The following is a 13904-nucleotide window of genomic DNA, read 5'->3' on the forward strand; positions in this document are numbered from 1 at the left end:
ACCCGAATTAATCAAAATGCAGCAGCCCCTTTTTCATCGCGTATTTGACCAGATCCGGCCTCGTTCTTAAGCCTAATTTGTCCATCACATTCGCTTTGTGTGATTCCACTGTCTTTATGCTTATAACAAGCTGCTCTGCTACTTCTTTATTGCTATATCCTTTAGCGACTAAGGAGACAATTTCCTTCTCTCTATCGGACAGTGTTTCCATCGTTTTACCGCTCCCGCCGCTATGAGCCCGATCCAAATACTCACTCATCAGTCGCTTAGTAGCTGTCGGATATAAATAGGCATTTCCTTCGGCAACTGTTCGAATCGCGGTTACCAGCTCTTCATGCGGAGCGCTTTTAAGTATGTAACCCGACGCGCCGGCATGAATGGCCCGAAATAAATACTCGTCATCATCGTGCATCGTAAGAAACAGAACTACTATATCGGGAAATAGCTGCTTAAGTTCTTTTGTCGCCGTTAAGCCGTCTTTGCCATGAGGCATGCTAAGATCCATCAGTATGACATCCGGCTGCAGCTCTTGCGCGATCTTTATCGCTTCGTCACCTTCAGAAGCTTCACCGATTACATTCATATCCTCTTTTTCATTTAACAGCATTTTAAGACCTGACCGCACAACAGCGTGATCATCGACAATACATAGCTTAATCATGTTATTCCTCCAATGGTTAGCCGATTACTTTTGTCATGTGTGCTCTAATCTCAAGCATAAACGGCCTTCGCTGTCCTTGGCAGCGTAAGCTCGTTTCGCGGTGAAATATAAGTTGAGTATAAAGTGAAACGTATGCTTTCATATATTTTAACAAAAAAAATGGATCTCTGAAATCGAAATCCATTTTCCTCAAGATATTCTTTTGATTTTGCTATTTATAATGATAGCTCTTTAGCTGATGCTTCGAGAACGCTAAGGTCGCTTGCCGTATAGTGATGTACATGACGTACCCCGACCAATAGAACCGCCATACCACCCATCTTCAAAGGAATTGGAATAGCTGCGGCTGTCTTCAGCCCCTCCGCAAGCATTAAAGGACAATCGAGTCGATATTTCTCGGCTTCAATCGGTCTATTTTCCTTAATCAAAGTTCTTTCTAACAGCAGCGCCATTCCCGATAGTTCCTTGCCTCGTTTAACCAGCATTTGCTCATAACGACGATTAGTGTTGCCGCTTACATAGGTCCAGCGGTATTTGTTTCCATTATCTATTGGAAGGGCAAGAGCCACAAAATCGCTTAACGAACTCGTTCGTATATGATTAATGAAGCTGCTTATTGGATCAGTCTCGTAGTTACTCATATCCCTTCCCCCTTTCTCGCCGAACACATCTTTATGTTTATTGTAAAGGTTATAGATGAATTTGTATGTCGGGGAATTCCCCCAAAGCCGATCAGGGATATACCCTGTCTACTGTGATTTTCCTCACAATGCGCTAAGGGATTTCACCCTGCAAAGATGGGGGGTTCCCCCGATACCCCCGCATGGAAGTAAAAGGTATGATTAGTATATCGAAAAACGGAGAGGGGCTGTTGTAAATGGCCGTTAACACATATACAGCAAGTAATGATGAGACTGATAAGAGACATCAGGGTATATCGGCTTTCTTCTCAGCGGAAAATCTGGAGAGACTAAAGAGCATTATGTATTCCAAAACTGTGATGACCGGGTCTTATTTATTTTGGGATGGCGATCAAGCGGATTATTTATATTTTGTGAAAAAGGGCCAAGTAAAATTAACAAAAAGCACGGATAATGGAAATAAAATTACGCTTTATCTTTATAATGAGGGTGATATGTTTGGACAAATTGATCCCTTTCAACAATCCACACAAACCTTCAACGCGGAAGTCATCGAAGATGCGGAATTTGGCATTATACAACAAAAGGATTTAGAAACGCTGCTTTGGCAGCATGGTGATCTTGCAATCGAGTTTATGAAATGGATGGGTGTGATGCATCGCATGACCCAAACTAAATTCCGTGATCTACTGCTCTATGGAAAACCTGGTGCTTTATGCTCGCTGTTGATCCGGTTAAGCAATTCTTATGGTGTTCATCATGGTAATGAGATCAAGATCGGAAAGAAATTGAATAATTCAGAGTTGGCTGAGATGATCGGAGCTACTCGCGAAAGCGTAAATCGGATGCTAAGTGAGATGCGCAAAGCAGATGTAATTGCCATTGAACACGGAGCTATTATCATTAAAGATATTCATTATCTTCGTAGCATTTGTAAATGTGAGAATTGCCCCGCGGAAATATGCCGGGTATAGGCAGGCAAAAAATAGATGACCCCCGTTTGCTGGGAGTCATCTATTTTCAATTAATAATATAGCGACATCATCTTACCGTCACAGCCTCATAAGATATTGCACATACTCCGATACTGCCTCGGTGAAACTCCCTGCCATTTCTTGAATACATGACTAAAATGATGCAAATCTTCATACCCAACACGCTTGCCAATATACTCGATCTTCATATCCGACTCTCGCAAATATTTTTTGGCTTCATGATGGCGTATACGCTGTAAAAATTGGTGCGGTGTTGTCCCGAAAGTTTCCTTAAACAAGCGAATGAAATGATCCTCGCTCAGATTAAGACGATGAGCCATCGCTGAATTAGACCACTGCAAATGCATTTCCTTGTGCAGCTCGTCCTTCAATTCATGGAGCGCCTTGTCATACGCAGGAGATGCTAACCGTGCGGCATTCGTTTGAAGTCTCATCAAAGCTGTAATGATTAGCAGCATCAAACCTTTGCATACCGTTTCAAATCCAGGTCTGGCGGAAATAAACTCCTCCTTTACGGTCTCCATCCAACGTACGATTTCAAGAGGCACCGAGGAATATCGGCGGGCAAATAAAGAATCTCCCTGTCCATTAGCTGGCATGAAGCAGAATTGGCTGTCGTCGACACATTCCTCATTGACAACCATACCCAGATCAAGTCCCACATCCAGCTCATCGTAAAAGTCAAAATGGATGCCCAGCAAATGCGCTCCTGGATCAGATGTAATCTCAATTCGATGTTGAATTGACGATTGCAGAAACAGCAAATCCCCAGAATGGTAAGTCAAAGGCAGCGACTCATCACTGAAATGTACACGCATTTCACCAGAGATTACATACATAAATTCAAAATCATAGAGCCGCCGGGTCGTTCCATACATGCACAACACATATTGATTCTGTGCCCAATGTACACTGGGTATAAGTTCACGGCTATCAAATTTACGGGGTTTAGGATGTGAATTTTCCACTATGATCCAAATCCTTCCATTCGCGAGTAAACAGATCGACTTTTTGCAACTTTATGACGGAAAATAGCAAATACATCATGATTAACCAATGATAATATTAAAACACCAAATCGACAATAAACAATTTTCCAAAAAAATCATACTAAGGATAGGATGTTACTCTATGAGAATCGGTATTATCGGGTATGGAACGCGGGTTCGAGGTGTATTTGCGGAATTATCAAAGGTAGATCCCAGCTGTCGTATTGTTGCCATCGCCGATCCGCGCAAAGACGAGATCAAGCCGTTATTAACGTACGATAATGCGGATCAGATTGAATTGTTTGAAGGTGCAGATGAACTCCTTGAGAACGTAGAACTGGATGGTGTTGTCACTGGCACTCGCTGCAATCTGCATACGGAAATCGCGCTTAAAGTGCTCAAGAGAAATTTGCCGTTATTTCTGGAAAAACCAGTCGCAACAACTTACGATGATCTCTTCCGGCTAAAGGCAGGGTATGAAGCCTCCAAGTCACAGGTTGTGGTCTCATTTCCGTTAAGGAACACACCCTTGGTAAAGCTCGCTAAAGAGATTATCGATTCCGGAAAGATTGGCACTGTCGAACACGTGCAAGCTGTTAATAATGTTCCGTACGGCGGTGTATATTATCACAATTGGTATAGAGATGAGAGGATTACCGGGGGATTGTTCCTTCAGAAAGCAACACATGATTTCAATTATATTAATTATCTCGTTGGCCAAAATCCGGTAGCTGTATGCGCCATGAAATCAAAGCAGATTTTTAAAGGCGACAAACCAGCCGGATTAAAATGTACAGATTGCGAAGAGAAACATACTTGCCCAGAAAGCTCTTTAAACCATGATTTAGGCGAATACTGCAGCTTTGCCGAAGATACGGGGAACGAAGATTCAGGAAGCGCGCTTATACGTTATGATACCGGGATGCATGTGTCCTATTCGCAAAATTTCTTCGCTCGACGAGGCGCAGGAAAACGAGGCGCACGAATCCTCGGCTACAAAGGCACATTGGAATTTGATTGGTTCACAAGTGAATTGAAGGTGTTTATGCATCATGAAGCCCGAGTGGAAACCCATCAGCTTGACGCGAACGCCTATGATGGACATGGCGGGGGAGATACGAAGCTGCTGCTTAACTTCACCAGAATCATGCTAGGGCTTGAGCAATCCGCAACACCGCTTGAAGATGGCCTGCTAAGCGCATTATTATGCTTGAAAGCAAATGAGTCAGCAAATACGAATACATTCCGTACTATTGATTGGAATCGATAATACAATTTGGAAGCAGATATGAAATCGGAACAAGACCGAACGTCTTGGGTTATGCAATATAACCCCATACGCTCGGTCTACGTCCACATGGAATTCAGCCCGATAGAACTTCGGAACGTTCTCTTCTTTCGTCTCGAACCTTCCGAAGGATAGTGCGGACAGATCGGACAGCGGCAATGGAGGGAGGAACTTAAGGATCTAAACTCGATAGGAACCGAATGTTAATCTGAACCTGAATTTCATGTCTTCTTCGAACCACATGCGGAAATTCGTTCCCCAAACGTTGTTGTGCAAATTGAAATGAAATCCTCTATCCAGCGGCGCGAACGTATTGTCGAATTGAAGCAGCCGCGCTTCGCCCGGGCAAACGATAGGGGCGTCCAGTGTCTCAATGGACAGCTTCCCATCTGAAGCTTCATAGAAAATCGCGCTATTTACAGCATGCATGTTCCGATTTCCGTTCTTAACAACTGACAAAGGCGAAATCCGCTGACCCAGTTTGTCCATCGTCCATTGGTTCGGATTGTCCACGGAAGGAATGAACGAAAACCACGCGGCTTCCGGCAGGCGGCAGGCTGGTTTGTCCTTCCAATGCAGTTCGATCTCGATGATCGACTCCTCAGCTTTGAAAAGATAGATGACCATAAGTTCATTAGGCGCTCCAAAATACTGGCAAGCTTCAGATGGCATTTCCAATGTGGCACGAACAATGGCACAGCTCGCTTGCCTCTCCAGCCGCAGGCTTCTTAATTCAGGCTCGTACCGCTTATGCTCGGGAGTCGGCTTCGCATACTCTATACCTGGTTTTCCGAGATCGGGCTCTGCCCACCCGTAATGAGCATGAAAGTCTTTGCCATATTCCTTGTAGAACTGATCGTAATTTTCTTTGCCAAACGTCTCATATTGAAATACACCTAACCGTTTTCCCTTTGTTGCCCACGACTTTCCGTTGTGGTCGTCCAATTGCTGGATCGAGCCGTCTGTCGCGAAGCTTACTTTGAATGCTCCAAGCTCGTAGCTCCTGTTCGCTTCCAGCGTTTCCCCGGTTACCCCGCTGAATGTATTTTCCGGTTGCATCTTCTCGAACGTCTGCCGTGCCTCTTTCTGCAGATCTGGACTCAGCGCAGACAGAGCTTGATCAGCGTAAGCGCGTTGTTCCTCCCAGGAACTTTCGAGCAATCGGTAGCTGCGGTTTTTGTAATATTTGTACAACGCTTCGTATTTATTTTTCACGGGAAGTTCGGAGATATCGTCCATCGCTCTAGCCGCAGCAAATTCCATCGCGCTGTAGTTCGAGTAATCGGCCAAAAAGCTTTTCTCGTCCAATCCCCATGTATGCTCCGGTATCAGCATCAGACGGCTGCAAAACCTTTCGTAAGCTTCACTGTTGGCATCCAGAAGTCCGGAATCAACCCATTTATCCCGTAAACGGAGCAGCTCCCGATAATGCGCGATCTTCTTAGGATCGGAAGCGACGCCATGAATCCAAGAGTCCCCGATTTCTTCTGTAATAACAGGCAATAATGACCTGTAGGCAAGCAACTTCTCTGCAAAGTCATCAAGCGTCGAGGCGAAGATTTCTGCTCCAGGATATTGTTCGTGCAAACGCTCGTACATTTGCTCAATATCATCGATAGAAGGAGGGCCTGAATTATCTCCGGTATGTGCAAAATAAAGCGCATCCTCGAGCCCTGCCACTTGGAGCGTTTCACCGTAATCTGCTGCGTAATTGACAACGATCTCGGAACCGTCGGCCGCCCGCCAGACGAACACCTTTGGGACACTCGGAGGTTTGCAAGCCGGATTAACGCCCAGATGCAAATAACGAATTCCGTTTCTAGCCAGAATAGGCACCATGCCGAGCGTATGCCCAGGCACATCCGTCATTTTCGAAGCGATCGTCGTTTTGCCAAATTGCTGATCCAATTTACGGGATAGTGACAAGCCGAACTCGAACAGCTTCTCGTCCATAAGTTCCGAATGAGTCGTAAACGGAATCCCGTGCCAAGCCATATGGCCCCGCTTTATAGCCGCAACCATACGTTCTCGCTGATCTTCCGCCGCCGTTGTTAAAAACTCCCGAATCAACCAAGATCCAACCGTCCAGATGAACTTCGGTTTCCCGTTCTCCTGTGCCAATCGTTCCGATAACGTTAAAGCTTGCGGAATAAATTGATTCATGTACTTATCGTAGACGTTGCCTGCTAAATCCGTAAAACCGATATCCAGATGTGTTTTGAAAATAACGTGTACTCTTTTTACAGTTGTCATGAGATTTTCTCCTACTCCTTCACGGATCCAAGTACGATCCCGGTTATGAAATATTTTTGCAAAAACGGATAGATAATCAATAGAGGAATCATGGCCACCACAAGCTTAGCGGAATTCAATGTTTTATCTGACGCTTTCGACAACTTGATCAGTTCCTCCGTTGTCAAAGTTGACAGTATTGCTGGATCGATACGTACGACCAATTGTTGAATGTACGTTTGAAGAGGATAATTATCCGGCGAGTTCATAAAGATCAATCCGTCGAAAAAAGAATTCCAGTGCCCGACTATACTGAATAGCGTGACCGTCGCTAGCGCCGGAAGTGAAACCGGAAGAAAGATTCGCAAGAGTGTGCCCAAGGGACCCGAGCCATCAACGAACGCCGCTTCCTCTAACTCCTTTGGCAAATTCCTAAAAAAATTCATGATTAGAATAACGTTGAAAATTGGCACGGCTCCCGGAAGCACGAGCGCCCATATTGAATCTAGCAAGCGCAACTCTGCTATAGTCATATAAAGCGGGATGAGCCCTGCCGAAAAGAGCATGCAAAACACTAAAAACCACATATAAAGATTTCGCCCTGGAAACATGGATTTCCCTCGAGCCAGTGGATAAGCCATAAGTACCGTCAAAACAAAGTTGATTGCTCCGCCGAGAACGACTCTTTCCACCGATACGAGAAAAGCCTGGAAAAATTTATGATCCTCTAATATTATCTTATATGAGGATAAATTAAAACCCACTGGCCAAAGAGATACGATTCCCGCGTTTGCCGCAGCTTTTTCGCTGAAAGAAAGAGCGGCCGTATACCATAGCGGGAATAGAGAAAGGCAAAATACTAGCGCTAAAATTAGATAAATGCCGTAATCCGCGCTGCGACTCAGCCATGTTTTGGATTGCACCATAGTAGTCCATCCCTTCTTGCTCAAGTGTAAACGGCTGTCGCCTTACTTCGCGGCATATGCTCGTTTCGCGGTGTTTTATAAGTGTGAAACTTATAATTAAAAAATACGATAGTTGGCGTACTTATCTGCCAGCTTGTAGGAAATAGCAATCAAGATTAGCGCGATAACCGACTTCAATAGACCGACGGCCGTAGCCAAACCGTACTGATATTCGACAAGCCCTATTCGGTAAACATACGTATCAATAATGTCTCCGGTAGAATAAACAAGAGGGTTATATAAGTTAAACACTTGATCGAATCCAGCGTTTAAAATATTTCCTAAACTAAGTGTAGACAACAACACGACGGTGGACAAAATACCTGGAAGCGTCACATGGAACAGCTTTTTTAACCGTCCTGCCCCATCGATTTCCGCGGCTTCGTACAACGAAGGATTAATCCCTGCAAGCGCCGCTAAGTAAACGATGGCACTGAAGCCGAATTCCTTCCAAACATCACTTAAGACGATAATATAGCGGAACCACTCGTTGCTGGCTAAGAACATAATCGGATCTCCTCCGAATATGCTGATGATCTTATTGAAGAAGCCGTCCAGAGAGAGCATCGTCGTCAATATGCCGGATAAAATAACCCAAGATATAAAATGAGGCAAGTAAACGACGGTCTGAACCCATCGTTTGAACCATCTGGTTCTTACCTCGTTCAGCAGCAACGCGAAGGTAACGGGAACGATAATTCCTGCGATCATTTTCATAGAGGCGATGATGATCGTGTTCATAAACACTCTGCGGCTATCTGGCAGCTGGAACATGAAGTTGAAATTGTCAAAACCGGCCCATTCTTGCTTAAAGATAGGAATTCCTGGAATAAAATATTGAAACGCGATGACAGAACCGAACAACGGTATAATATAAAACAAAATGAGCATCAACATGCCTGGAAGCAGCATCAAATGATAGCTTAAGAGCCATTTGCCTGATCTCATGCTCGAACCTCCAATCGCTTCTTATACAAAGGGAGCGCCGGAAATGGACCTAGCGGCCTAACTGGCGCCCCCTTACGTCAGTGCTTAATTATTGTACTTATTTACTGTTGATTATTTCCGTGATTTCTTGCGTGATCTGCTTACCACCAAGACTGTTCCACTTCTCAACAAATTTATCAAATTCGTCCACTGGAGATTCGCCCATGATGATTTTCAGGAATGTCTCTTTCTCGAGCTTCTGAAGGATAGCCCACTTTTGGTCCATCGTCTTCGTTTTACCGAAAAATTGGTTGCGAATCATGTTGATTTTATCCGAACCCATTAGCTCCGAGCCTTCCATACGGGCCATTGAGTTAGCCCAAACGTTGACGTCTTTCTTAGGATTCTCTATGTTTTTCATGACGTCATTATACCAGCTTTGAAGCTCCGCATTTAAGGTAGAAGGGTCTTTCGCATCGACCGCGCTCTTAAGCTCCGCATGAGTCTCATAAACAGTGCCTTCTGGACCTACTTGAATGGTAAACGGCCACAGAGCCCATGATAATCCTATAACGTCTTTGTACGTCTCAGTAGTAATTTTTGCGGACACCGGATCAAACGATCGAATGCCGTCATACTGCACGTTCATGACACGAACGACGGCTTCCGGATGTTCATATCCTTTGCGGACGACGAGGTAACCGCCGACCGGGTCCTGATCCGTGGAGTTGAATTTGCCGTCAGCGTCAAATGGTGCCAGGAAAGGCTTCCACTCTGCTTTTGGATCGTTCGCCAAGGAGTCAACAAGCGGCCAATAAGGAATCCACCATGGACCGAAGACGATGCCGACTTGATTGTTCGCAACAAGCTCGTTCGGGTCTTTGCGCAAGGCAAACTCTTTGTCGATAATGCCTTGACCATACAATTCATGAAGCTTGGCAAGTGCCGTCTTCATCTCAGGCATGGTCGAGCTGTATACGATGTTACCGGAATCATCCTTCAACCACTGGCTCTTATATGCGTTAAGTGCGCCTAAGATCGGATCGAATCCATGTACCATGTTCCAGCCTGCCAAGTCCGGTACACCCGTAAAGCCGACTGTTCCTTTACCGCTGGCATCCTTATCGATAAAAGTCTTCGCGATGTTAATGACATCGTCCAACGATTGCGGAGCCTGCAAGCCGTACGTGTCCATCCAGTCCTGACGAATCCAAGTGATGTTCATTTGCTGTCCGATCTGCGTGGTTGGAAGCGCCATCAATTTACCTTTGAATGTTGCTCTGCCTAGCACCCGGTCATCATAGGAATCGTATACTCCTCTTAAGTAGTCGTTTACGTTGTTCTCGTACGCATCCGTCAGGTCTTCGATCAGATCAGCTGCGACCAACTGCTTTAACTGTTGTTCATTGACAACGAATGCATCCGGTAAGCTTCGGCTTGCGATGGTGACGCCCACTTTCTGATCGTAAGCTTCCGGCGTCTCCACTTGCCAAGCTAGATCCACCTTTACGTTAAGCTTCTTCTCGACATAGCGGAAGTACTCATTGTCTCCAACGGTATCACCGTTCGGAAGTTTTAAATCTTTGGTATTGTATGCTTTAGCGAGGGAGAGCTTAATGGGTTGCTCGTATCTGCCATACGGGTCGCCTTTTGCTTGTTCCGGCGAATCGCTGGCCGCCGTTGTCGGCGCGTCACTCTCTGAAGCGGTGTTCGAAGGCTTGGGATCGTTTTTCCCTCCGTTACTGCATGCGCTTACAATTACCATTAACATGACCAATGATAACAATGTCCATTTTTTTAACATCTTCTTGCCCCCTTTAGTATGAATTTCACCTTTATCTTAGCACTGGGCACGACAATCCATGGAGAGAATCGAGGTATTCTCTGTAGGAATACCGTCTTTTATGAGACATAAAAAGGGGGCCATCGACTATTTCCCTATCGATCGTAACTATTTTCATACCGATGGTAACCATTTTCTCACTATTCTATTTGCATAGTGCTTGAAATCTGCAGTGGAAATTGTAAAGAAACGACCGTTCCATGTCCTTTCACGCTCTCGATGTGGAACCGACAACGATCACCGTAATTCGCTTGCATCATTCTTTTAACATAATCAAGACCAATGCCGAGTCCGGATTCTTTTAACGGATTTTGTTCTTCGCTGATAACTCTAGCAATCTCTTCAGAGGTCATACCTCTTCCGTTATCCTTGACTTCGATCGTCATGAAGTGCTGGCGTCCTCTGCCAATGTGAACCGATATTTCACCATTCTCGTCATCAAGACCGTGGTAAATTGCATTTTCGATGATCGGCTGAAGGATGAATCTTGGAATGTCGACGTCCATCAAGTCTTCATCGACATCGCAAACCACTTCGAATTGATAATCGTAACGGATCCGTTGAAGTTCGACATAGTCGCGCATGGCGTCCAGCTCGGTCTTAAGTTGAACGATGTCACCCTTTTTGCCTAGATTATAGTTCAAGACGCGTGTGAATACCGACACAAGGTGATCGATCTCGGTTTGGCCGTTCATTTTGGCAAGCCACTGAATCGTGTTTAACGTGTTATGAATAAAGTGTGGATTGATCTGATAGAGAAGCTTTTCCACTTCCAACTTGCGCTTATTTATTTCCCGCTGTTCCACGTCGGAGATCAGCTCTTGAATCCGATTTTTCATTTGATACGATTTGTGCACGAGCACGTCGAACTCCGCGATATTCGTGTATTGAATGAGAGTGCCAGTTCGATTATCCGCCAAAAGCTCAATCTCTTTACCGACTTTTCTTAAAGGCCGGTACACCATTCTCCATAACACATAAGCAAACAGCAAGCCGAGTAACAAGCTTGCGCAGACGATCGATACGAATTGCCAAAGCCAAGTATTAAATTCCTTCTCAAAATCGTCCTTATCGATGACCGCAAGCAGGCTCCAGCCCTGTGCATTACGTTGGCCGAATACATAGTTTTTTTTCTCAACCCTCTTAAAGGCGTCTGTCGTTCCCGGAACCTCGAAGCGTATGCCAACCGTATAGTCTTCCTCCGCGTCGCTGTATACGATTAAACCTTGATCATCGATCAACACGTTGGAGGCGGCCATGCCGTATTGCTGCTTGTTCAAGATTTTTTCAAAAAAAACCGAATTTGTCTCGATATAAACATATGCTTTATCGGCTTCGTCGGAGTTGCCCGGAATGTGGATCGGACGCAGCAAAGAAAAAACCTGGTTTTCCCCGTAATGGTATAACGTTGGATGAGGCCCTGAAAATGTGACGTCGTTTGTCTTCGCCAGCAATGGAAGCTTTGTTATATCCACATTCGGGGTAATCATCAAATTTTCGAAAAGCACTTTATTTCCGTTCGAAAAAAAGTACAACATCACGCCGAGATTCGGATTCGTAAAGTTGACCACGTTCAAATTGCTTTGAATTTCAGTGCTGACTTCCCTCTTTTCATAGCCGCTGCTGTTTAGATAATCAAACAGCTTTTGCCCTACACTTCCCTCATCCGAAAGCTGGAGAGATGCGTAATCCATGTTGTTTAACGTGCTTTGCAGGTTAGAGCTCGTTAATTTTAAAACGTTGAACAATCCGGATTCGATTTTTTGGTTCGTTGAATCCTTGATCGAATACACGGATACCACGCCTAGCAGCGCCAAAGGAATCAACGAGTTCAATAGCAAAATGAGAATCATGCGCGACTTTAAAGTATGTGGCTTTGAGGATTTGAATTTGAATTTGATCATACCTTCTCCTCGACGTTTGCCGTTCCTTGCCTCCGAAAATCTTGAGGATTAAGTCCGAATTGCTGACGAAACTGTTTGCTGAAATATTTATCGTCTTGAAACCCCGTTTGCTCAGCAATCTGATAGACGGGATAATTCGATTCCCGAAGCAGGAGCGCCGCTTTGTTCAGCCGGATTTCTTTGACATACTCACCATAGGGTTTTTGGACGACATTCTGGAAGCACTTGCTAAAGTAACTGCCGCTCATCAAATATCGGGCAGCCAGCTCGTCTCTGCTATAACTATAATCGCTCGAATTTTGAATGTTACGAATAGCTCTCACCAAACTCACGATGATTTCTGCTGCATACGAATGTCGCTTCATCTCGATTTGTAACTGCGACCGGATCGACGCTAACCACTCTTTCCATTGATGCCAAGAGGGAAATGCTTCTCTTGTCTGTAAACGCTTTCTGAAATCTCCGTTTTGAATAACCTCAAGCCATGGGGCAAATAATTCATTCAACAATTGGGTTATTTTCGCCGGCTCAGGCATTATTTGGGCAGTCTTTTCGATTAGCGCGGCAAATTCGTCATCTTCGTAGATCCAGCGCATGATCTGCCACTTTTCTTGCAACAAAGACCAATCACTGAGACCGTTTATGCGAAAATCGGCTGCATCCTTTAAAGCGAGCTCTCCAGTCTTTCGACCCGGCTCATTATGATAAAACAAAAACAAAGGCACGAGAGCGCGCAGCATGGAGAAATAATCGGACGCGGACGGCCCTTGCCACACCGTAACATCCAGCCAGGTCCAATTCTCATGACGGGAAATATAAGATTGGACTTGTCTGATGATGTCTTGGCTTTTCACTTGGCTAACGAACCAAGCATTGTTATTGATATTGAACACGGTATTCGGATCTATAAAATCGAACGGAAATTCGGCTGACTCTTCTCCAGCTAACACGTAACCGATTATGCCAGTCCCATTCACGGCCTTACTTTGCTCGGTTGTTCGGCTCCGCTTTTCCTTCATGATCCGGCTTGATATGCGTTCGAGAACGTCTTCCATCGTTTCTTGGTCAAGCTGCGTTTTAACGATGTAATCGATGGCGCCAAGACGCATCGCATCCTGAATGTAGCTGAAATCTTGATGGCAAGTGAGCACGACCTTCCCTATCTCGGGATACCGCTGACCGACCTGTTTCATCAATTCGAGTCCACCCATGACGGGCATCGTCAAATCGATGAACATCAGGTCGACCGACTTTTCTTGCAAGATTTCAAGAGCGATTTCCCCATTACCAGCTTCGCCCACTATTTCGATATCGAATTGCTCCCATGGAAAGACGGAAATAATCCCTTTGCGGACCAATTTTTCATCGTCAACAATTAGTGCCTTGATCATTTCACATGCCCTCCCCAGTCGAGACTTACTTTCAGCGACGCGCCGTTTTCCCACACCAGGCAGCCGCT

The 13904-nt window shown here is 45.1% G+C and carries 11 protein-coding genes; 2 read left to right on the plus strand and 9 right to left on the minus strand.

The window, feature by feature from the left end; genetic code table 11:
* Positions 1–7: 7 nt before the first annotated feature.
* Both AC0YN7_RS18605 and AC0YN7_RS18610 read right to left on the minus strand, forming a co-directional pair.
* Positions 8–661: a response regulator transcription factor gene (locus AC0YN7_RS18605; protein WP_475811514.1), complete on the minus strand. Its 654-nt coding sequence runs from the start codon at positions 659–661 to the stop codon at positions 8–10.
* Positions 662–876: 215 nt separating this feature from the next.
* Positions 877–1302 carry a hypothetical protein gene (locus AC0YN7_RS18610; RefSeq protein WP_475811515.1) on the minus strand — a complete coding sequence of 142 codons (426 nt, stop codon included), beginning with the start codon at positions 1300–1302 and terminating at the stop codon, positions 877–879.
* Between the two features lie 236 nt (positions 1303–1538).
* Between AC0YN7_RS18610 and AC0YN7_RS18615 the strand changes: the two genes are divergently transcribed.
* A complete protein-coding gene (locus AC0YN7_RS18615; RefSeq protein ID WP_475811516.1) occupies positions 1539–2276 on the plus strand; it encodes a Crp/Fnr family transcriptional regulator in 738 nt (245 codons plus the stop codon).
* Positions 2277–2362: 86 nt separating this feature from the next.
* On the opposite strand, the gene AC0YN7_RS18620 is transcribed toward AC0YN7_RS18615, so the two are convergent.
* The gene (locus AC0YN7_RS18620) at positions 2363–3265 is read right to left on the minus strand and encodes a helix-turn-helix transcriptional regulator (RefSeq protein ID WP_475811517.1); all 903 of its coding nucleotides are present in this window, start codon (positions 3263–3265) and stop codon (positions 2363–2365) included.
* Between the two features lie 163 nt (positions 3266–3428).
* On the opposite strand from AC0YN7_RS18620, the gene AC0YN7_RS18625 reads away from it, so the two are divergent.
* Positions 3429–4556, plus strand: a complete 1128-nt coding sequence (locus tag AC0YN7_RS18625; protein WP_475811518.1) for a Gfo/Idh/MocA family protein — start codon at positions 3429–3431, stop codon at positions 4554–4556.
* Positions 4557–4754: 198 nt separating this feature from the next.
* On the opposite strand, the gene AC0YN7_RS18630 is transcribed toward AC0YN7_RS18625, so the two are convergent.
* The 6 genes from AC0YN7_RS18630 to AC0YN7_RS18655 all read right to left on the minus strand — a co-directional run bounded on the left by AC0YN7_RS18630 (position 4755) and on the right by AC0YN7_RS18655 (position 13836).
* Positions 4755–6827, minus strand: a complete 2073-nt coding sequence (locus AC0YN7_RS18630) for a DUF5054 domain-containing protein (protein WP_475811519.1) — start codon at positions 6825–6827, stop codon at positions 4755–4757.
* A gap of 11 nt (positions 6828–6838) precedes the next feature.
* Positions 6839–7732 carry a carbohydrate ABC transporter permease gene (locus AC0YN7_RS18635; protein ID WP_475811520.1) on the minus strand — a complete coding sequence of 298 codons (894 nt, stop codon included), beginning with the start codon at positions 7730–7732 and terminating at the stop codon, positions 6839–6841.
* A 96-nt stretch (positions 7733–7828) separates the two neighbouring features.
* A complete protein-coding gene (locus tag AC0YN7_RS18640; RefSeq protein WP_475811521.1) occupies positions 7829–8719 on the minus strand; it encodes an ABC transporter permease in 891 nt (296 codons plus the stop codon).
* A gap of 97 nt (positions 8720–8816) precedes the next feature.
* The gene (locus AC0YN7_RS18645) at positions 8817–10502 is read right to left on the minus strand and encodes a type 2 periplasmic-binding domain-containing protein (RefSeq protein WP_475811522.1); all 1686 of its coding nucleotides are present in this window, start codon (positions 10500–10502) and stop codon (positions 8817–8819) included.
* Positions 10503–10681: 179 nt separating this feature from the next.
* Positions 10682–12445, minus strand: coding sequence for a cache domain-containing sensor histidine kinase (locus tag AC0YN7_RS18650; protein WP_475811523.1), 1764 nt, complete (start codon positions 12443–12445; stop codon positions 10682–10684).
* Positions 12442–13836, minus strand: coding sequence for a response regulator transcription factor (locus AC0YN7_RS18655; RefSeq protein WP_475811524.1), 1395 nt, complete (start codon positions 13834–13836; stop codon positions 12442–12444). The genes AC0YN7_RS18650 and AC0YN7_RS18655 overlap by 4 nt, the downstream gene beginning before the upstream one ends.
* Positions 13837–13904: the final 68 nt, after the last annotated feature.

This window comes from Paenibacillus sp. J31R122 (genome assembly GCF_056269185.1).